Source organism: Polaribacter sp. OB-PA-B3 (assembly GCF_054589375.1).
In genome coordinates, this window is record NZ_BAAIIX010000004.1 from 149,799 (window position 1) to 171,327 (window position 21,529).

The 21,529-nt window shown below is 28.9% G+C and carries 16 protein-coding genes; 8 read left to right on the plus strand and 8 right to left on the minus strand.

Annotated features, from left to right (window positions below; genetic code table 11):
- Positions 1-134: 134 nt before the first annotated feature.
- Positions 135-4,502 carry a translocation/assembly module TamB domain-containing protein gene (locus tag ACYPV9_RS09330; RefSeq protein WP_459743220.1) on the minus strand — a complete coding sequence of 1,456 codons (4,368 nt, stop codon included), beginning with the start codon at positions 4,500-4,502 and terminating at the stop codon, positions 135-137.
- Between the two features lie 261 nt (positions 4,503-4,763).
- Between ACYPV9_RS09330 and tsaD the strand changes: the two genes are divergently transcribed.
- From tsaD to ACYPV9_RS09370, 8 genes are all read left to right on the plus strand, one after another.
- The gene (gene tsaD, locus ACYPV9_RS09335) at positions 4,764-5,789 is read left to right on the plus strand and encodes a tRNA (adenosine(37)-N6)-threonylcarbamoyltransferase complex transferase subunit TsaD (protein WP_459743222.1); all 1,026 of its coding nucleotides are present in this window, start codon (positions 4,764-4,766) and stop codon (positions 5,787-5,789) included.
- Between the two features lie 4 nt (positions 5,790-5,793).
- Positions 5,794-7,650: an LTA synthase family protein gene (locus tag ACYPV9_RS09340; RefSeq protein ID WP_459743224.1), complete on the plus strand. Its 1,857-nt coding sequence runs from the start codon at positions 5,794-5,796 to the stop codon at positions 7,648-7,650.
- Positions 7,651-7,702: 52 nt separating this feature from the next.
- Positions 7,703-8,464, plus strand: a complete 762-nt coding sequence (locus ACYPV9_RS09345) for a DUF1206 domain-containing protein (protein WP_299065237.1) — start codon at positions 7,703-7,705, stop codon at positions 8,462-8,464.
- A gap of 22 nt (positions 8,465-8,486) precedes the next feature.
- On the plus strand, positions 8,487-9,155 hold the full coding sequence (locus tag ACYPV9_RS09350; protein WP_459743227.1) for a M15 family metallopeptidase: 669 nt from the start codon (positions 8,487-8,489) through the stop codon (positions 9,153-9,155).
- Positions 9,156-9,234: 79 nt separating this feature from the next.
- Complete coding sequence (locus tag ACYPV9_RS09355) at positions 9,235-9,906, plus strand: hypothetical protein (protein ID WP_459743229.1); 672 nt, start codon at positions 9,235-9,237, stop codon at positions 9,904-9,906.
- A gap of 130 nt (positions 9,907-10,036) precedes the next feature.
- Positions 10,037-11,026 (plus strand): pyruvate dehydrogenase (acetyl-transferring) E1 component subunit alpha, encoded by a 990-nt coding sequence (gene pdhA / locus ACYPV9_RS09360; RefSeq protein ID WP_299065231.1) that lies wholly within the window; start codon positions 10,037-10,039, stop codon positions 11,024-11,026.
- Positions 11,027-11,029: 3 nt separating this feature from the next.
- Complete coding sequence (locus tag ACYPV9_RS09365) at positions 11,030-12,688, plus strand: dihydrolipoamide acetyltransferase family protein (RefSeq protein WP_459743231.1); 1,659 nt, start codon at positions 11,030-11,032, stop codon at positions 12,686-12,688.
- Positions 12,689-12,758: 70 nt separating this feature from the next.
- Entirely contained in the window at positions 12,759-13,445 is a 687-nt protein-coding gene (locus tag ACYPV9_RS09370; RefSeq protein ID WP_459743233.1) for a GNAT family N-acetyltransferase, read from the plus strand.
- A gap of 56 nt (positions 13,446-13,501) precedes the next feature.
- On the opposite strand, the gene ACYPV9_RS09375 is transcribed toward ACYPV9_RS09370, so the two are convergent.
- The 7 genes from ACYPV9_RS09375 to ACYPV9_RS09405 form a co-directional block, all read right to left on the minus strand.
- Positions 13,502-14,236, minus strand: coding sequence for a DUF6263 family protein (locus tag ACYPV9_RS09375; RefSeq protein ID WP_459743235.1), 735 nt, complete (start codon positions 14,234-14,236; stop codon positions 13,502-13,504).
- A gap of 97 nt (positions 14,237-14,333) precedes the next feature.
- Positions 14,334-16,508, minus strand: a complete 2,175-nt coding sequence (locus ACYPV9_RS09380; RefSeq protein WP_459743237.1) for a DUF5916 domain-containing protein — start codon at positions 16,506-16,508, stop codon at positions 14,334-14,336.
- Positions 16,498-16,926: a nuclear transport factor 2 family protein gene (locus ACYPV9_RS09385; protein WP_299065222.1), complete on the minus strand. Its 429-nt coding sequence runs from the start codon at positions 16,924-16,926 to the stop codon at positions 16,498-16,500. The genes ACYPV9_RS09380 and ACYPV9_RS09385 overlap by 11 nt, the downstream gene beginning before the upstream one ends.
- Before the next feature lie 105 nt (positions 16,927-17,031).
- Complete coding sequence (locus tag ACYPV9_RS09390; RefSeq protein WP_459743239.1) at positions 17,032-18,105, minus strand: AraC family transcriptional regulator; 1,074 nt, start codon at positions 18,103-18,105, stop codon at positions 17,032-17,034.
- 61 nt (positions 18,106-18,166) lie between these two features.
- Complete coding sequence (locus ACYPV9_RS09395) at positions 18,167-19,489, minus strand: dihydrolipoamide acetyltransferase family protein (protein ID WP_459743241.1); 1,323 nt, start codon at positions 19,487-19,489, stop codon at positions 18,167-18,169.
- A 178-nt stretch (positions 19,490-19,667) separates the two neighbouring features.
- A complete protein-coding gene (hemF, locus tag ACYPV9_RS09400) occupies positions 19,668-20,570 on the minus strand; it encodes an oxygen-dependent coproporphyrinogen oxidase (protein ID WP_459743243.1) in 903 nt (300 codons plus the stop codon).
- Positions 20,570-21,412 (minus strand): hypothetical protein, encoded by an 843-nt coding sequence (locus ACYPV9_RS09405; protein ID WP_299065215.1) that lies wholly within the window; start codon positions 21,410-21,412, stop codon positions 20,570-20,572. The genes hemF and ACYPV9_RS09405 overlap by 1 nt, the downstream gene beginning before the upstream one ends.
- Positions 21,413-21,529 lie beyond the last annotated feature (117 nt).

Genomic DNA, 21,529 nt, shown 5'->3' on the forward strand with positions numbered 1-21,529 from the left:
TATTAAAAAACAGACTAAAATTAGATGTTTTTAGTAAAAGTAATAAATAATTTTGAGGCCTATTTAAACAAGAAGTTATCAAACTAAAATTGATAAAACTTTATTTTAAAAAATATATAAATTAAGACTAATGATTAATTTCCTTCAAAATTGTCAGGTAAAATCACCTTTGTTTTTATTGTGTCTTTCTTTTGTAGTTTGCTCTTTTCTAATTTGTTTTTTTTCTTAAAACCTAACTTTTTTAAGAGCCCAGAAAGTGTATTAAAATTAACTTGATAAGATAAACCAACACCTTGCGTATAGCCTTGGTCTTCGATTGTATATTGAATTTCGTTTTGCCTATTAAAAATAACTCCTCTAAAATTGCCTTCTTTATTTAATAGAACCTCTACTTTAACTTCACCAACAACACTAGACTGAGTCTGTGCTCCAATAGGAACGCCTACCTTACCATTTATTATAACTCTATCACTTACTTGAGTACTTACAGATAAATCTACTTGATTATCTGTATTTAATCTGTCTAAATCGTTATTACTTTGCCCTTGCTGATAATCTACACCCAATTGAAATTTACTATCAGGACTATTAAATAAACTAGAAAAAGCTGCTGCAATTGCACTAGAAGCAGTACTTGTTATGGTTGCATTGGCATCAAAATTTACTTTATCTGGATTTACAAAATTACCAAATGCAAGTAAAGAGATAAACTGTGTTGTTTTTTCATTTACATTATTGTCATTTAATATAAATTCTAATTCGTTTGCAATTGTTGGATCTACATTTGTAAGCTGAATATCTAATTCTTGCTTCGAATTAAACAAACCGCCGGTAATTCTTGTTACTAAGTCTACTTCTATATTTCTGTTCGAATTAAAATTTTCTAATAAAACTCCAGGATTTGCTTTTGCTTTATAAACTGCCGTTACATCTAAATTTGCGTTTGCCGGATTCCCGTTCCAAGAAACGGTTCCTCCTTTTTGAATTACAAATGGCTTATTTACAAAACCGCCATACTTAAAATCGTAAACTCCGCTATCTACCACATAATCGCCAAACATATTAAATTTACCACGTGTGTTAATTTCTATTTGTAGATTACCCGAACCTTTACCAGATAATTGGCTTCCGTAAACCTCATCAATAACAACCTGGGCTACAGCATCTTTTGTTACTTCTAAATCGATGTTTAAAGACAAACCTTTTAATGCTTCTAAAGCGATTTCATTTTGTCTTTCTTTTACAACTGTTTCATCCGACTTAAAATGAATTAAGCTAAAGCTGTCCACAGTTTCTACATCTTTTAATGGAACCACAAAAATTGTCCCAGGCATTGTTTTTGCATTTACATCTATAGTTAACCTATCTGTTAACCCAAAAATATCTGCAGAACCATCAATATACGCTGTACCATAATACAAAGCTTCTTCTTCATTTTTGGTATCTAAAACCATTAGATTGTCACTTTCAATTTTTAACCTTAAAAACCATTGCTTAAAATTAAAATGAGAAATATCTCCTCTTAAAATTCCTCTTGTTTTATTTTTTGTGTCTAATAATTTAAAGTCTTCTAAAATAAATGATTGTTGCAATAAAGTAATTTCAGATTCACCTTCAAAATCATAATCTACATTTAAATAAGGAAATTTTAATCCTGCATTTTTAAGACGCAAGCTCCCTTCCATATCTGGGTTGCTTAAAAAACCTCTTAATGTAAAATCTCCAGAGGCTGTTCCTCTTAAAGATGACAATACATCTTGCCCTAACGGACTAAAAGCGTCTAATTTAAATTCTTCTAAAAAAACATTTAAATCTATTATTGGTCTTTGTGCAGAAAAATCTAAAGCACCAGTTGCTGCAATACTTTTAACGTCTTTATTTTCTATCGATAAATCTACGCGATATTTTTTATAAGAATTTTCTCCTTTAACATTTACAAACAAATTACCTTGTTTAAAATCATTTACTTGAAAATCTTTTACAGTTAAAGAACCTTCTGGCGTGTAGTTACCTTCGTTTTGAACAAAATCTAAATGCCCAGACAGCACACCTTTTAAAGCTAAACTATCTATTTTAGGTAAAAAACTTTGCAATTTAACCTTTGTAAAATCTGCCAAAAGTATTTTTTGCTCTGTACCTTTTAAATTACCCGTAAATTCTATTTTTTGTTCTCCGGAAACAAATTTGAATTGACTAAAGTTAAATTCGTTTGTATTTAAATCAAAAGTTATTTTATCAGTATTCTTTTTATCTGGATTAATATTCCAGGTGTTTTCTTTAAAAACAAAAGATGATTTTTCGAAACCTAAAACAGATTTACCTTCTGGATTAAAAGTATAGAAGAAATCTAAATTAAAATCTTCATTTTTCTTTTTCCCTCCTTTAAACACAGATTTAAAATACAACGTATCATTTTCTGTTCTGTTTAACAAGTTTAATTTAGATATATTGTAGTAATCGGTATTAATTTCTTCTGCAGTTAAAGAAGTGTTGTATAAAGGGTTTTTATTATCTGTTCTTAAAGAAATTGTTTTTACTTCTGTACCGTAAGCATCAATTCTTGGCGAATTAAATGTTAGTCTAAAGAAATTTTCATCAGAAATTATTCTTCCTTTTAATTTTGTTTTATCGTCAATTGAAATTTTAGGAAAAAAAACATTTACAATTTGGTTGTAAACAGTAAAATTAAAATCTAAAAACTGATTAGGAGCTACCGTGTATGGATTGTAGTTTGTATATATACTTCCTAATGCGTTCTGTGCTACTTTTGGCAACTCGGAAAACGAAAACTTACCAGTAATATAACCTTGCGCAATATCTTTAGATGCAACATCAATCGTTTTAACACTATCTTTAATAGATGATGTAACTGCAAATTCTTTAAATGTATATTCTTTTTTCTGATTAGTGTATAACACATTTTTAAAAACTGCTTTACCAAGAATATCATCAAAAGTATTACCTTCTATATCTAATTCTATGTTCCCTTTTACTACAGCTGTAGAGTCTCTAACAAATAAATTAGTTTCTTTAAGGTTTAAGTACTCGATATCCGACTTAAAATCGAACTTATGAACTTTAGCTGATAAATCTGCCAATCCATTAAACTTCATTTTAAAATTCGCATCATCAATAACTAAATCTCCGTCGAATTTGTTATTCTGATACTGGCCATTTGCAACGATATTTTTGTAAGTATACTTATTAAAATTTAGTTCAGAAATATTACCCACAAACTTTGTATTGATATTTTCTAACTTAAAACCGCTACCATTAACATCACCCACTAAAGAAACTTTACCAAACAAAGGATCATTAAAAAAAGTACCAATATTAAAATTAATCAATTCTATATCACCAACATAAGAAGCTGTATCAATTTCATCTATATTATCAATTTCTAAATCTGAAACCACACTACCAATTTGAGAATTCATTCGTAATGAAGCTCTCATTCTAACCGGAGTTACATTTACATTTCCACGAATTCTAAACAAACCTAATTTATTAAATTCTGTAGGCAAATTTTTACCTAACAAATTAGGCAGAATACTTTTTAAATCGTTATATGTTGCTGTTAAATTATTTAAATCACCATCAAAAACAAAACCTCTTTCGGTATTAACTACGTTTTTAAAAGCTAGATTTCCGTTTAATTTAATTCCTTTTTCTGATGACAGATTTAAGTTATTTAATTTAAAATCGTTTAGTTTACCGTTCATATCTCCAGAAAAACTAACTACATCATTTCCATTTAACTCTTTGTAGAACTTATTTAAATCTTGAATCTTAATACTACTTTTTTCAAATTTTGCACTTATATCAACTTTATCATTAAAATCTTTTAAATCTTCTCTCTTGTATGTAAAATCGATATCACCAAAAACATTCGAATTTTCCGTTTGTAATTGTGTATCGTAAAACTTCATATCCGTTTTAGTAAACTTGTAATCTGTAGTAAAATTGGTAATTTCTAAACCTTGATTCGTTTTAAAATATAAACCTCTTGCATTTATAGAAACATTAGCCCCTTCTATAGATAAATCTTGTACATTACCACCAGTATTGTATGCCGCAAAACTTAAGGGAGTTGTGTTATTCTCGTTTACTAATTTAAAATCTAAATTTTGTACATAAACATTGGTTGCTTTTAAAATAAATTTTGGTGCTAAGGAATCTTTTTTCTGATTATTATTGAAAGAATTTAAAAAAACAGCCATATTATCTTCTGTTTCTCCTTTATAAGTTTTCATGTAATAATATGCATCTTGCAGTGTAATATCACCTAATAACAATTGATTATTTAAAACTTTTTTAGCACTTAACAACGAAGTATTTAATGCAGAAACAAAAATTAAAGTATCTTTATGATGATCTCTAATTTGTACATCTTTAAAAGCTACACTGCCTAAAAAAGACAGGTTTACCTTACCAATACTTAAATTAGTATTGTAACTTTCATTAATTTTTTTAGTAGCATATGCACCTAGTTTTGTTTGCACAAAAGACGTAGAAAGCAAAATGCTTATTAATAGTAGAAAAAGTACAAAGTACCCTAACCATTTTAATATTTTTTTACTAAAGTTTTTAATGATAGTGTATTTTAGTTTTTATAGAATATTTAAAGAAAAGTAATCAAAAATATTGCCACATATTACAAAGAACGTGCAAATTTAACAAAGAATTAAATTTCTATTATTAAAAAAGGAAAATCAACTTAAAATTATACTTAATTTTGCAAATTATATAGCTTTTTAATTTTTATGAAAACACCCATTTATATTTTAGGTATAGAATCTTCTTGTGATGATACAAGTGCATCTGTAATTTGTAACGGAAAAGTACTAAGCAATGTCGTTGCAAACCAAGAAGTGCATTCTAAATATGGTGGTGTTGTACCAGAATTAGCATCTAGAGCTCATCAACAAAACATTGTACCCGTTGTGCAACAAGCGTTAGAACAAGCTAATATTGAAAAAGAAAAATTATCTGCAATTGCATTTACACGCGGTCCTGGTTTAATGGGTTCGCTTTTGGTTGGCACATCTTTTGCTAAATCTTTAGCACTTGGTTTACAAATTCCATTAATTGATGTAAATCATATGCAAGCTCATATTTTGGCTCATTTTATAGAAGATGAGGATAGTAAAATTCCGCCATTTCCTTTTATTTGCTTAACAATTAGTGGCGGTCATACGCAAATTGTAAAAGTTTCTGATCATTTTAAAATGGAGGTTTTAGGTGAAACAATTGATGATGCTGTTGGAGAAGCTTTTGATAAATCTGCAAAAATTTTAGGATTGCCTTATCCTGGTGGACCTTTAATAGATAAATATGCGAAATTAGGAAACCCGAAAGCTTATCCTTTTACGAAACCTAAAGTAGGCGATTTAGATTTTAGCTTTAGTGGTTTAAAAACCGGAATTTTATATTTTATTCAGAAGCAACAAAGAATAAACCCAAATTTTATTGAAGAAAACCTTAACGACATTTGTGCTTCGATACAATATACAATTGTAGAAATTTTAATGACCAAATTAAAAAACGCGGTTAAACAAACAAACATAAAACACATAGCAATTGCTGGTGGTGTATCTGCAAATTCAGAAATTAGAAATCGATTAGGATTAGCAGAAAAACATTTTGGTTGGACAACTTACATTCCAAAATTCGAATACACTACAGATAACGCTGCAATGATTGCCATAACAGGTTATTTAAAATACTTAAACAAGACCTATTCTGATGTTACTGTAACAGCAAAAGCTCGTTTAAAAGTTACAGATTAATATCATGAAAAACCTTGCATACAGACTTTCATTTATCATCTCCTATTTTTTAATTTGGATTGGTTATTTTGTCTTTGCTCGTTTGTTTTTTTTACTTTTTTATGTTTCTGAAACTTCAAAACTAGATTTTATTACCATCTTAAAAACCTTTGGTTATGGTTTACGACTAGACGCTTCTTTTACCTCCTATTTAAGCATCATTCCGTTTTTTCTTGTCGTAATTTCTATTTTAACAAGTCCTTTACAAATTAGAAATATTATTAAATGGTATTCTTATTTCGCCATTACAATTATAACTTTATTTTTAATTATTGATGCAAGTCTTTATGCTGCTTGGGGCGTTCGTTTAGACACTACTTTTTTAACGTACCTTAACACCCCAGAAGTAATGATTGCTTCTGCTTCTAATTTTCAAATTATTTCTGGATTAATTTTATGGCTCTTAATTTCTTTTGCCTTTATCAAACTTTTTCAAAAGATTATTAATAAAAACTTTAAAATTTCAAAAACTAAAAACTTATTACAAATACCTATATTTATATTACTTACAGCTTCTTTAATTATACCTTTAAGAGGTGGTTTACAAGAGATTCCTATAAATCAAAGCAATGTTTATTTTTCTAAAAAAATGTTTGCAAATCATGCAGCTATCAATTTTATTTGGAATTTTTCTAACACAATAACTCATAAAACAAGTAACATCAATATTTATAAACAGTTTGATAAAGAGGTAGCCGTAAACATCATCAATAAAACTAAAAATCAACTTTTAAAAAGTGATAGAGATTCTATTTTAAATATAAAAAAACCCAACGTTATTTTAATTATTTGGGAAAGTTTAACTGCCAAAGTTGTTGGCGCCTTAAATGGCGAACCAAACGTAACAGAAAACTTAAACAGATTATCTAAAGAAGGTATTTGGTTTACAAATTTCTACGGAAATGGAGATAGAACAGATAAAGGAATTCCTGCAATTTTAAGTGGTTATTATCCGCAGCCAGTTAAAAAAATAATGAGAATGCCCAACAAATCTAGAAGTTTACCAATGCTACCTAAAGAAATGAATGCCTTGGGCTACAAAACGTCTTTTTATTATGGTGGCGATTTAAACTTCGGGAATTTAAACACTTATTTAAGAATTGCAGAAATAGATAAAATTGTTGATGGTAGTGAATTTGATAAAAAAGATTGGAACTCTAAATGGGGTGCTTTTGACAATGTATTTTTAGAACGTTTTGGTAACGATTTAGCTAAAAAACAAGAAAAACCTTTCTTTGCTATTGCCTTAACATCAACTAGCCATGAACCGTTTGAATTAAACGACACTTATAAATTTGGCAAAAAAAATCATGACGAACTGTTTAGAAGCTCTCATGCTTACACAGATAAATATATTGGAAAATTTATTGATTTTGCCAAGAAACAAGATTGGTATAAAGAAACACTAATTGTTATTATGGCAGATCATGGACACAGTTCGCCTAAACATGAAGGTGAATACTTTTCACCAAAAAAATTTCAAATTCCGATGCTTTGGCTTGGTGGCGCATTGCAACAAAAAGGAGTAAATGTTGATAATATAACAAGCCAAGTAGATTTTTCTTACACACTTTTAGATTTATTAAAAGGAAATAATACCGAATTTAAGTTTGGCAAAAACCTCTTTAACAATTCAGACAAGCAATATGCGCATTATGTATTTAATAAAGGCTTTGGTACTTTAAATAAAGATGGTTTTTATCTTTTTGATTATGTTAGTAAAAAACCTATGCAGAAATATGGTAAAACTAGTGCTAATTTAGATTCCTTAGGAAAAGCAATAACCCAAGACTCTTATCAAGATTTTTTAGAAAGAAAATAACCTAAATTCACTTTTATAAATAATAAGAGTAACTTAGCTAAAATTTTTATTTGTGATTCAAAAACTTAGAAAATTTGGTTTTTTTACCAAAGGATTCGTTTACATTATTATTGGCATACTAACTTTTTTAACTGCTTTAAATTTTGGTGGTAAAATTTCTGATAAAAACGGTGTAATTTCGTTTTTAGAAAACCAGATTTTTGGTAAAGTTCTTTTGTTAATTCTTAGTTTAGGTTTAATGTCTTACGCTTTATCGAGGGCTTATAAATTTTACGACGTTCTTAAAAATGAAGATTCTAATAAAAAATACATTGCTGCTGTAAACTATCTTTTTAGAACATTTTTTTATGGCTCTTTTGCTGTTTCAATATTTCTTAAAGTATTTAATAAAGCTTCAAGTGATGTCACTAAAGAAACGCTAGTTTCTAGAGTTTTAAAAATAGAAAACGGTAATATAATTCTAATTCTAATTGGAGCTATTTTTTTAGGATCTGCAATAAATCAATTTTACAAAGTAATTTCTAACAGTTATTTAGAAGATATTAAAAAGAGTAAAAATATTGCCTCATTTAATGTCTTAAAAAAAACAGGAGCGTTTGGAATTTTTGCTAGAGGAATTTCTTTTCTTATTTTCTCTTGGTTTATCATTTCTGCTGCTTTTTATAACAATCCTCAGAAAATTAAAGGCACTCAAGAAATGTTTAGCTTTCTAAACTCTTTAACTTTTGGTAATATTTTAATGGCTATTATGGCATTGGGTTTTGTATGCTACGGAGTTTTTCAATATTTTTATGGAAGATATAGCAACTCTTAAAATCTAAAAAAACACACTGTTTATGAAAAGTATTTCTATTTTGCTTGTTTTTCTTTTTTCGATAAGTTTAGTAGCTCAAAAATTACCAGAAGGTTTTGTATATCTTGATAACATAATTCCGACTGTAAAAGTTGAATTAAGGTATTTTTCTAACAATAATTTTATAGGTAAACCAATTGAAGGTTATCGAAGTAATTGCATTATAACAACTACTACCACAGCAAATGCACTAAAAAATGTCCAAGAAGAATTAGCAGAAAAAAACTTGGGTCTAAAAATCTTTGATGCTTATAGACCACAAAGAGCGGTGAATCATTTTGTAAGATGGGCCAAAGTACTAGAAGATACTTTAATGAAGAAAACCTATTATCCGAAGGTTAAAAAATCTGAACTTTTTAAACAAGGTTATATTGCTTCTCGCTCTGGCCATTCAAGAGGAAGTTCAGTGGATCTTACAATTGTAGATTTAAAAACAAATAAAGAATTAGACATGGGTAGTATTTATGATTTTTTTGGTTCAGAATCGCATCCATCTTATAGAAACATCTCAAAAAAACAATTAGAGAATAGAATATTACTGCGTAATATTATGATAAAACACGGATTTAAGCCTTACAAAAATGAGTGGTGGCATTTTACTATTAGAAACGAACCTTTTCCTAAAACTTACTTTAATTTTGAAGTAAACTAATTAAGTTTAACAAAAACTAAACAGGTTCAATTTATTTAGGCATTATATTTGTACACATACAGTTAGAAAACTATTCTACATGAAAAACAAACTTATTTTATTTATTTTATTTACATGCGTTTTTTCAACATCAAATGCTTTTGCTCAATTAGATAAAAATAACGGAGCTAGTAATAAAGGTAAAATTAAAGCTGTAATTTTAAACAATGCCAAACCAGTAGAAAAACCCAAATCCATTGAATTAAAAGGAAATAATGGTTTTAAACAAGCGTATGATAACGAGCAAAAAAAATTAAAGAAAAAACAAGAAGAAGATAAAATTAACAATAAAGGCGTCATTTCTCAGAAAAGAATAAATGAAGCTCGATTTTTAAAAGCTTTTAAAAAAATTAACGGGCAATATATTTATCCAGTTATAGACCAAGATTTGGGTAGTTTTAGAACGAACTCGAATAGTGTAAATATAATTTGTAGAGATTTTCAATATCCCGACGGAGATCGAGTAACCATAATGGTTAATAACATTCCTGTAGTTACAAACATTACTTTAAAACAAAGGTACCAAAGCTTTACAATACCTTTAGATGTTGGTATTAATAAAATCTCTTTTGTAGCTTTAAATCAAGGTACCTCTGGCCCAAATACAGCAGCTTTTAAAGTCTATAATGATGCTGGTGATTTACTTTCTTCTAATGAATGGAATTTGGCAACAGGTGCTAAAGCAACATTAGTAGTTGCAAAAGACAAATAAACAGTTAACGAAATCGTTGTAGTTAAATGTATAAAATCAAGTTTTTTTATTCTATTTAAAACAGTTATTTTTGTATTTCGATTATTAAAATTTAATAAAATAATCTCACAACAAACAATTTATCACTAGAATGAAAAAAATCACTAAACAAACGTATTTAGACTGGTACAAAGACATGCTTTTTTGGCGTAAGTTCGAAGACAAACTAGCTTCTGTTTACATTCAACAAAAAGTTAGAGGTTTCTTGCATTTATATAATGGACAAGAAGCAATTTTAGCAGGAGCATTACACGCAATGGACTTGTCTAAAGATAAAATGATTACTGCATACAGAAATCACGTACAGCCAATTGGTATGGGAGAAGATCCTAAAAAAGTGATGGCAGAATTGTATGGTAAAGCAACTGGTACTTCTAAAGGTATGGGTGGTTCTATGCATATATTTTCTAAAGAATTTGGTTTTTACGGTGGTCATGGTATTGTTGGAGGTCAAATACCTTTAGGTGCTGGTATCGCATTTGGTGATAAATATAAAGGTAGTGATGCTGTTACTTTAACATGTTTTGGTGATGGTGCTGCAAGACAAGGTTCTTTACACGAAGCTTTTAACATGGCAATGTTATGGAAATTACCAGTTATTTTTATTGTTGAAAACAATGGATATGCAATGGGTACTTCAGTAGAAAGAACAGCAAACCATACAGATATATGGAAATTAGGTTTAGGATATGAAATGCCTTGTGGACCTGTAGATGCAATGAATCCTATTAAAGTTGCAGAAGCTGTAGATGAAGCAATACAAAGAGCTAGACGTGGAGACGGACCTACATTTTTAGAAATGAAAACTTACAGATACAGAGGACACTCTATGTCTGATGCACAACATTATAGAACTAAAGATGAGGTAGAAGAATACAAGAAAATTGATCCTATCACTCAAATCTTAGATATAATTAAAGAAAAAGAATATGCTACTGCAGAAGAAATTGCTGCAATAGATAAAGAAGTTAAGGATAAAGTAAAAGAATGTGAGCAGTTTGCAGAAGATTCTCCTTATCCAGAAACTCAACAAATGTTCGACATGGTTTATGAACAAGAAGATTATCCTTTTATAAAATAAAATATGGCTACAGTAATAAACATGCCCCGATTAAGTGACACCATGGAAGAAGGTGTTGTGGCAAAATGGTTAAAAAATGTTGGAGATAAAATTGAAGAAGGAGACATTTTAGCCGAAATTGAAACAGACAAAGCTACAATGGAGTTTGAGTCGTTTTATGAAGGAACATTATTACATATTGGTATTCAAGAAGGCGAAACTTCTCCAGTTGATGTATTATTGGCAGTTATCGGTGAAGAAGGTGAAGATATTTCTGATATTTTAAATGGAAATTCTTCTAACGACAGCTCTTCTGAATCGAACAAAGAAGAGAAAACTGAAGAACCAAATACTGAAAAATCTGAAGAAAACACCTCTAATAGTTCTGTTACTATTCCTGAAGGAGTGCAAGTAATTACAATGCCTCGTTTAAGTGATACGATGACAGATGGTACTGTAGCTACTTGGTTAAAAAATGTTGGTGATGCAGTTGAGGAAGGTGATATGCTTGCCGAAATTGAAACAGATAAAGCTACAATGGAGTTTGAATGTTTCTACGAAGGAACAATTCTTTACATTGGTGTGCAAGAAGGTGAAACTGCGCCGGTAGATAGTTTATTAACTATTATTGGACCAGAAGGAACAGATGTATCTGCTATTGTAGAAAATGGTGGTGCCGTTTCTAACTCGAATGATTCTGAAACTAAAAAACCTGATGCTAAAAAAGAATCTTCTAAAGAAGAAGTTAAACCTGAAAATTCTAAACCAGCTGAGATAAATAACAATAATTCTACGAGTGTTAATGGCGGAAGAATTCTAGCATCTCCTTTAGCTAAAAAGATAGCTTCTGATAAGGGTATTAATTTAGCCGATGTTAAAGGTTCTGGTGAAAATGGTAGAATTATTAAAAAGGATGTAGAAAACTACACTCCTTCTGTTAAAACTGAAGAAAAAATATCTACAACCAATACAGAAGCATCAACTACTGTTGCTGCAGGAGTAGAAAACTCTAGAGAAGTTAAAAACTCTCAAATGCGTAAAGCAATTGCAAAATCTTTAGGGAACTCTAAATTTACTTCTCCAGACTTTAGTTTAAATATCGAAGTAAACATGGATAATGCAATGGCTTCAAGAAAAACAATTAATTCAATACCAGATACAAAAGTATCTTTTAACGATATGGTTGTTAAAGCTTGTGCAATGGCATTAAAGAAACATCCTCAAGTAAATACATCTTGGTCAGACGCAAGCACTATTTACCATGATCATATTCATGTTGGTGTAGCAGTTGCTGTTGCAGACGGATTACTTGTTCCTGTTATTAAGCATACAGATCAATTAAGTTTAACTCAAATTGGTGCTGATGTAAGAGATTTAGCCGGTAAAGCTAGAAATAAAAAAATTGCTCCTGCAGAGATGCAAGGAAGTACTTTTACAGTTTCTAACTTAGGTATGTTTGGTATTGATAATTTTACATCAATAATTAACCAACCTAACTCAGCAATTTTATCTGTAGGTGCAATAGTTGAAAAACCAATTGTAAAAGACGGACAAATAGTTGTAGGTAACACTATGAAGTTAACACTAACTTGTGATCACAGAACTGTAGATGGTGCAGTAGGAGCCCAGTTTTTACAAACTTTAAAAACTTATATAGAAAACCCAGTTACTATGTTAGCTTAGGTTTTAAAAATATTTTTATTTTGAAAAGCCCGCTTAATAAGCGGGCTTTTTTTATTTTCTTATTACAAATATGGCTACACTAGAAGATAAATTAAAAAACCCTGTTTGGTATTCTTTACAAGAAACACATAACAAATTTCTTATAGAGTACAATGGCGTTAAATTTTACAACCCTGAGATAAATAATTTTGGTTCGTTTTTTGAAGTAGATAAAACATTAAAAGCTGCTGATAATTACACTAAAATAACAGATAAGTTTTTCTTTGTTTCAGAAAATGATGTTCCTGTAATAAATACTGATAAAATCAAATTAGAAAAAAAGATTAATGGCTGCCAAATGGTTTTAGATCAATTAACCGAGGTTGCTCTAATTGATGAAATTACGCCGTTAACTAAAAAGCATATAGATGAAGTTTATCAACTTATTTGGTTAGTAATGCCAGGATTTTATCAAAAGAAAGGTTTTAATATGGGTAAATTTTTCGGCATCTTTAAAGAAAATAAATTAGTAGCAATTACGGGGCAAAGAATGCAAACCAATGATTTTATTGAAATTAGTTCTGTTGTAACACATCCCGATTTTACAAGGCGTGGTTTAGCCAAACAATTAATTTATCATACTACAAAAGATATTTTAAACGATAAAAAACTGCCTATTTTACATACAAACAAAGGCAATGCGGCAATACCCTTGTATGAAAAGCTAGGTTTTAAATATACTAGAGATATGAATTGGTGGCTTTACAAAAAGCTATAGCATAAAAAAAGCCCTAAGATATATCTTAGGGCTTTTTAAGTTTAAGATTTAAAAACTTATTTTTTTGTTGTAGTACTTTTTGTTGTAATTTTCATTTCCATTCCGCCTGCATTCATGTTCATAATTAAGTCTAAAGTTTCTTGAACACCAGAATCAGCATTTACAATTAAATTTCCTTTTACATCTCCAGTCCCCATACCAGAAACGGTTCCAGAAACATCAATATAAACCTTTCCTGCATCGATTTTAGAGACTGTATAAACAGTTTTTATAGTCATTCCCTGCTCACTTACTTCATCTTCCCAAGAAGAACCTACAGATACTTTTTCTTCCGGATAAGTAACTCCTTTAGTTTGTTTTGTAAACTGATCCATCATAGGATTAGAAGGATCAACTTTTGTTTCTAAAATTTTACCTCTTGATGTTAAAGTAGAGATAATTTTTGCCTGCATCATTGGCTTAAACTGTTGACTCATCATCTTACCCATTTCATCTAAATCTTCTTCTTTTGTAGAAGAATCATAAGTCATCACATTACCACCTTGTAACATATTCATGTTTATAGACTTAATGTTAGATGAAGTTGTTATTTTTTCATTAGAAGCCTCTGTAACTTCCATAGACATAGTCATTTTCATATCAACACCACCTTGAGCGCCCATACTTTGAGACTGGTCTAAATTTACTAAATAAGTATCTCCTTTTTTATAATTAGCTCTTAACAACACAGATTCTTGAGCAGTTGTGTTAAAAGCAACAGACAATACAAATAATAATAACAATTTTTTCATTTTTATCTTTTTAAATTTTAGTTTTATTTGGTTACGAATATAATACAATACAGCATAAAAAAACACGGAAAATTAATCCTTTTTTATATTCTATACTTTAAATATCGAAACGATAATTCATTTTAAAAGCAACACCCCAATTTTGTCTATGCAAGTGTTTGTTAAGGTTATCTGTAACCACTAAATATACATAAGAAAGCGGTTTATACTCCCACTGTAATCTTGTATTAATATTAAAATTATCTCTTTGGTTATTATACTGTAAATATGTTGTCCAGTTTAAACGATTGTTAAAAAATAACTCTCCAGTAAATCGTGTTAAATGAAATGTTTCTTTACCTAATTGATGTAAATTAATTCTGTCTTGATTATAACTTAATTCTATGTTAGCAAAAGGCAGTAATTGATAATTTAAATACATACCTACGGATATTCTATTACCATTGTAATAAGCCCCTTTTTGAAAATTTACATTATACCTAAAATCTTGATTATTGGCTGAATTGTAACCTACTTTTAAAAGTGCAAAATTGTATTTTCTAGGGTTTATAACATTTCCATTTCCTAAAGGATCAAAACCATATTTTAAATCTATTTCATCATAGTTAAGTACATAATATACAGCAGAAAAATCTTTAAAGAACACTGCAGAATTTAAAAAATGAGAAACTTGATTTACACTTCCGTCATCATTAAAATAAGTATTATTTTTATAATTTACATATCTAACTGAATTCAAATTTTTAGAGTTTTCATAAAATTTCTGATACTCAAAACCTGTATTAGCTTGCAAATAACCTTCCCTAACAATTTTGTTATTTATAGCATCAAAATTATACAAACGTGGCGTAAACCCAACATCAGACAGAAAATTCTCTTCAACTTTTTTCAAAGAAAAATTCCATTCTAAACCTCGTTTATTATACCAAACACCTAAATTGTAAAGATTATTTTTATTATCTACATCATTATTTAAGCTCTTCGCATAATTTATCAAGGCAATCCATTTATTATTTGTTGATTTAAAATTTAAATTTGTACCTACTACTCTATTATAATCATTTATAAAACTAAAATTATTTGTAGTTTGTCTGTTAACTACAAAAGCAGTAGATGTAAAGTTTTTAGTTAACTGATGTTCTGCAACTAAAGTTCCGTAATTTTGAGGTAAATTATTACCTTCTTTTTTAGTTTGGACATTTAAAACGCCAATACGAGTTTTACTACTTAAATTACCGCTTAATTTAATACCGAATTTTATATCGGAATTAGCACCGATTCGTCTAGAATAAAATGGATTTACACCATCTACACCTAAGTTAGAAAATAAATCTGCATTTTCTAAAAAGAAATTTCTTCTTTCTGGAAAATTTATAGCAAAACGAGTTAAATTAGTTACTTGTTGGTCTACATCAATTTGAGAAAAATCTGGATTTACTGTTACATCTAATTTTAAGGAGGATGTAAGGTTGTACTGCACATCTAAACTTGGTTTAAAAGATGTAGTTTTACTTCTTTTAAAGACATCTTCTGCAAAACTTGTGGTAACCGAAGGTGTAATTGTAAATTTAGAATTAGACTTTTGGGGGAGTTTATCTATTGTAAACTTTTCTGTAAAACGTAAATCTAAATTGGCATAATTCCTTTTTACATTTTTAAAAATTGTCCAAGAATTATTTTTAATATCTCTAACATAAAACTGAATACCGAAAGTAGTATTTGTATTATTAAAATTTAAAGATTTTAAAGGAATCGCAATTTCATATTGCTTTTTTTTACCATTTAATATTGCTTTCGATTGCCAAACTGTATTCCAGCTAAAACTTAAATCGTAACTTCCATTAACTCTTCCAATTAATCCGTCTGTTTGGTTTCCTAGAGAGTTTACAGCAAAAAAATAACCGTTTTGTTCTTGATTTTGTGTATCTATAACCATAACAAAAGAATCGCTTAAAAAAATAGAAGTATCTCTTTTTAAAGTACTAACTTTAGTTTTTTCTGTGGTATCAAAATAAGTTGCACTTATAAATAAATACTCGCCATTATGAAATAATTTTACAGATGTTTGATTATCTGCTAAACCAATATCCGAAGGTAAATAATTATAAAAATTTGTATACTCAGGTAAATTAGTCCAGATGAGCTCATCAAAAAAACCATCAATTTTAACAGAGGTATCAACATATTTAATGTTGGCATTTTGAGCAATTAGTGATGTAAAACTAAGTATCACTATAACAAAACAAAATAGATTTTTAAAGCTATTTATCATCACTAACTTTTGTAGCTGTTTTACTAATTATCACCCAATTTTGATCGATTTTTTTCAACAAAAACAAATCTATATACACCCATTTTCTATCTGGTCCAGAAATTTCAACTTTAGCCGTTGCAATATCTTTAATTACCTCTATTGCTAGAACTTTAGAATTTCTTCCATTAAATTTTCCTATTTCAGAATTTTTAAAGAAAGCAACATACTCTTTTGGTGAATAAACATTAAACCCTTTTTTGCTTGTTAAATATAACGTAGCCTTACTATAAAAAGCACTTTCTAACATTTTTGGCTTATTATACGAACTACCCTCTGTATAATTTTTTAAAGTTTTTTCTATTAAAGAAGTTTCAGATTGAGAAAAACTTATTTGAAGATTAAAAATTGCTACAAATAAGAACATGTAATTTTTCATAAATATTAATTTTAAAGATTATTTTTCAAATCTCTAAAATCAATCAAAAGAACAAGTGAAGTATTATAAATTATGTGTCCGAAATTATAAATTTGGATATAATTCTTAATAGAATTGTTTTCTATATGCAGACGGTGTTTTACCTACTAATTTTTTAAAGGTAGCGTAAAAAGTAGATTTTGATGAAAATCCAGCTTCAAAACCAATAGCTTCTAAAGTAAACTGATTATTTTCTTCTAAAATTCTTTTTGCCTCTGTAATTCTGTGTTCATTTAAAAAAAGAGCAAAACTTTTACCCAAATTATCATTTAATAATTGTGATAATTGATGTGAAGTTATATTTAATTCTTTGGCAATATCAATTAATTTAATATTTGTGTTTTTATACAGCTCTTTGTCTTGCATTAATTTATGCAAAGCTGTTAATATCTCATTCGCTTTATTATCATTAATTTTTTTTGAAGCATATTTTTCTGGAATATCCTTAAATACATTTTCTCTATTACTTTTAGATAAAAGAAAAATTAAAAGCCCGTAGAAGATAACAGAAAAAGTAATAGTACCAACCAAGTATAAATAGAAATAACCAATTATATAAGCCGCAAATATTAAAACGTTACCCATCAAGACACATACCAACCAAGATTCTGAAATAGTTAATTTCTGACTTCTTCTAAAAACTTTTAGCATTATATTCTTTAAGACAAATATTGAAAATACTAAATACAAGCCCCAAATACTATAAATTGTATGTACAACATATAATCGCCACAACTCTACATTCGATTTATAAGGTTTTAAGAAACCAAAAATTGTAATGATAAGAATAAGAATTATGATATGAATTTTCCATGATTTAGAGAAAGTCTTTTTATTTTCTACCGAAGATTTTAGATAGTAATATAAAAACACACCAATTACAAAGCAAGCAGATAAACCTATTTGAGATATTAATAAATCTCGGTTTTCTCTTTCTGTAAAAATAATATAAACCGATTTACCAATTCTTAAACTTAAGCTTAACAATAAAAAACCAAACAAAAGATTTTGGGTACGTTTTTCTTTACTGAAGAATAAAAAATAAAGACTTGCCAAGAAACCATTAAAAACACCTAATGAGCAAATAAAAAATAAAATAGGATTTTCGAAAGACATAGTAGTAATAAATTCTAAATTCAAAGTAACAAAAAAACGCTTGGAAAATCCAAGCGTTTTGTTAATCTATTTATAATTTACTTTATTAAAAATCTTGATTTACATCCCAAGCTTCTAATATTTCTTTTAAAGTTTTAATAAACATTCCACCTAAAGCACCGTTTACAACTCTATGATCGTAAGAATGAGAAACAAACATTTTTTGTCTAATTCCAATAAAATCGCCTTCTGGTGTTTCTATTACCGCAGGTACTTTTCTAATTGCACCTAAAGCTAAAATTGCAACTTGTGGTTGATTAATAATTGGAGTTCCCATTACAGAACCAAAACTACCAACATTAGTAACTGTATACGTACCACCCTGAATTTCATCTGGCTTCAATTGATTATTTCTTGCTCTAACAGCTAAGTCGTTTACAGACTTTGTCATACCAACCAAATTTAATTGATCTGCATTTTTAATAACAGGAACAATTAAATTACCATCTGGTAAAGCTGCAGCCATACCCAAATTGATATTTTTCTTCTTTATTATAGTATCTCCGTTTAAAGCGATATTAATTAAAGGATATTTTTTTATTGTAGAAGCTACAGCCTGCATTAAAATTGGCGTAAAAGTTAATTTTTCTCCTTCACGTTTAAAGAAGGCATCTTTAACTTTAGACCTCCATTTTACAATGTTTGTAACATCTATTTCGATAAAAGATTGCACGTGTGCAGATGTCTGTACAGAATCTACCATATGTTTTGCAATCAATTTACCCATTCTACTCATCTCTATTACCTCATCTTCTCCGTTTACCGAAACAGGCGCAGCTTTAGCAACAGGTTTTGCTGCTTTTATAGTAGCTTGTACTGACGCTTTCTCTGAAGTTTTTGGTGCATTATTTCTATTTTCTATAAAAGATAAAATATCTTCTTTAGTAACACGACCGTCTTTGCCAGAACCAGAAATATTTTCTAAATCTTCCATAGAAACATTTTCTTTCTGAGCGATATTACGAACTAAAGGAGAGTAAAATTTACCAGATTCTGAATTTTTAGAAATCGGTGTAGTCTTAATCTCGACAGCCTTATCAATAGTTTGCTCAACAGCAGCTATTTCTGCAATCTTTTCTTCTGCTACTTCTTTAGGAGATTCTGTATTTACTTGTCCGTTATCTTCGCCTTCTGTTTCTATTACAGCAATTACATCACCAACGGCAACAACATCATCTTTCTGAAATAAAATTTCTATTAAAGTTCCTTCAACTTCACTAGGTACTTCAGAGTCTACTTTATCCGTAGCAATTTCTACAACCGCTTCGTCTAATTCTACCGTATCTCCTACTTCTTTTAACCAAGAAGTTATTGTTGCTTCTGCAACACTTTCACCCATTTTAGGTAACTTTAATTCAAATCTTGCCATTTCTTACTGATTTTTCAGGACACAAAAATACAAAAAAGCATGTTTTTACACTAATTTTTAAGACTAAAAATAAATGTTAATAATAACTTAAATTAAATTATTCGTAAAAAGTATGTTAAATTAAAAATTTATATAAATTAAATTCAATAAAAATGAACTTAAATTACGAAATCAATAACTAAACCCATTCTTTAGGATTTGCTAATACTTCTAGTAATTTTGCTTCGTTAGAGTTTTCTTCTGGTTGATGATTATACTTCCATTGTACAACGGGCGGTAAGCTCATTAAAATACTTTCAATTCTTCCGTTGGTTTTTAAACCAAACAAGGTTCCCCTGTCATGAACCAAATTAAATTCTACATAACGACCACGTCTAACTTCTTGCCAATCTTTATGATTTTCATCAAATGCTATCTCTTTTCTTCTATTTACAATTGGCACATAACTTTCTAGGAAACTATCTCCTACTTGGGTAACAAAATTAAATCTGTCTTCTATAGAAAATTCTTCGGTTTCTTTTAAGTAGTCGAAAAATAGACCTCCAATTCCGCGTGCTTCATTTCTGTGAGCATTCCAAAAATACTCATCACAAGTCTTTTTAAACTTCGGATAAAATTCTGAATTATGCGCATCACAAGCTGCTTTACAAACCGAATGAAAGTGAATTGCATCTTCATCAAACAAATAATAAGGCGTTAAATCTTGTCCGCCACCAAACCATTGCGTTACAATATTGCCAGCATCATCATACATTTCAAAATAACGCCAATTGGCATGAACCGTTGGTACAAAAGGATTTATAGGATGTAAAACTAAACTTAATCCGCAGGCAAAAAAATTACCTTCTTTTACTTTAAATTGATTTCTTAAAACTTCTGGCAATTCACCGTGCACAGCAGAAATATTAACACCTCCTTTTTCAAAAACATTTCCATTTTCTATTACACGTGTTCTACCACCACCACCTTCTGGTCTTTTCCAAATATCTTCTTTAAACGAAGTTCCTCCATCAATTTCTTCTAATTTAGAAGTAATTTTGTCTTGTAATTTTTCTATGTATTTATAAAACTGATCTTTCATTATTCTAAAATATTCAACGTATTATTTTTATAATTAACAGCTATCATCTTATTTAAAAACAATTTATTTCCTGTCGTTCCAATAACTTGTAATCCATTAAGAAAAGTTTTATTTACTGGTCTTGTATTATAATGCATTTTAAAGTTTTTTAAATTCATATCCATTAAATAAACATCTTCTTCTATAGTAGAACCGTAAACATCATAATATTTTCCAAAAGATGAGACACTCAAAGTATCCATATTACTGTTTTTCTTTACTCCATTCCAAATAGTTTTATCAAAAGTAATTAATGAAAAAACACTTGACCCTGTATCAAACATTATATAAAATGAATTACCTCTTAATTTAATAGGCAAATAAACTCTGTTAATATCATCTAAAACAAATGGTATACTTTTTTTAATCTTGTAATTCGACGGTATTTCTTCTAGAATAGTTAATCTTTCAGAAACATAATCCATTATAAGAATTTTATTTTTTAATAGATCTACACCTAAAGTTCCTAAATGAATTCTACTTGTATCAAACTCTTCTTCTGTATATATCTTCCCCGTATTTGGGTAAAGAAATACTTTTTTTTGTAGTACTACAGTATCCTTAAATTTTAAATTTAAATTACTTAATCCTGATTTTACCTGTAAATTATTTAAGTTTTTATTACCTGATATACTATCAAGTTTTTTTAACAGTTTTGTATTATTTTCTATAAAAGATGAAATTGTGTTTTCTTTAAAAAAACTTTCTGCTCCTGTATCAAATTGTGCAGAAAAACGGTTTGGAAAACTGTCTATTTTAAAACTGAGAAAAATTGCAGCTTTTTCAAATTTATGTCCACTCATATTTATGGGAACCCAGTTGAAATCTATCCAATAAGATTCTCTCTTAGAGCATGAAGTAAAAAAAACTATTATGCTCAAAATAAAGAATAGATTTCTTGCTTTCATTTTTGTTAACAA

What these genes read in the sequence shown, in the direction of transcription:
- ACYPV9_RS09355 (WP_459743229.1), top strand. Translation starts at nt 9,235, where the DNA reads ATGAAAAACAAACTTATTTTATTTATTTTATTTACATGCGTTTTTTCA.
- pdhA (WP_299065231.1), top strand. Translation starts at nt 10,037, where the DNA reads ATGAAAAAAATCACTAAACAAACGTATTTAGACTGGTACAAAGACATG.
- ACYPV9_RS09380 (WP_459743237.1), bottom strand. Translation starts at nt 16,508, where the DNA reads ATGATAAATAGCTTTAAAAATCTATTTTGTTTTGTTATAGTGATACTT.
- tsaD (WP_459743222.1), top strand. Translation starts at nt 4,764, where the DNA reads ATGAAAACACCCATTTATATTTTAGGTATAGAATCTTCTTGTGATGAT.
- ACYPV9_RS09405 (WP_299065215.1), bottom strand. Translation starts at nt 21,412, where the DNA reads ATGAGTGGACATAAATTTGAAAAAGCTGCAATTTTTCTCAGTTTTAAA.
- ACYPV9_RS09370 (WP_459743233.1), top strand. Translation starts at nt 12,759, where the DNA reads ATGGCTACACTAGAAGATAAATTAAAAAACCCTGTTTGGTATTCTTTA.
- ACYPV9_RS09395 (WP_459743241.1), bottom strand. Translation starts at nt 19,489, where the DNA reads ATGGCAAGATTTGAATTAAAGTTACCTAAAATGGGTGAAAGTGTTGCA.
- ACYPV9_RS09385 (WP_299065222.1), bottom strand. Translation starts at nt 16,926, where the DNA reads ATGAAAAATTACATGTTCTTATTTGTAGCAATTTTTAATCTTCAAATA.
- ACYPV9_RS09350 (WP_459743227.1), top strand. Translation starts at nt 8,487, where the DNA reads ATGAAAAGTATTTCTATTTTGCTTGTTTTTCTTTTTTCGATAAGTTTA.
- hemF (WP_459743243.1), bottom strand. Translation starts at nt 20,570, where the DNA reads ATGAAAGATCAGTTTTATAAATACATAGAAAAATTACAAGACAAAATT.
- ACYPV9_RS09340 (WP_459743224.1), top strand. Translation starts at nt 5,794, where the DNA reads ATGAAAAACCTTGCATACAGACTTTCATTTATCATCTCCTATTTTTTA.
- ACYPV9_RS09375 (WP_459743235.1), bottom strand. Translation starts at nt 14,236, where the DNA reads ATGAAAAAATTGTTATTATTATTTGTATTGTCTGTTGCTTTTAACACA.
- ACYPV9_RS09365 (WP_459743231.1), top strand. Translation starts at nt 11,030, where the DNA reads ATGGCTACAGTAATAAACATGCCCCGATTAAGTGACACCATGGAAGAA.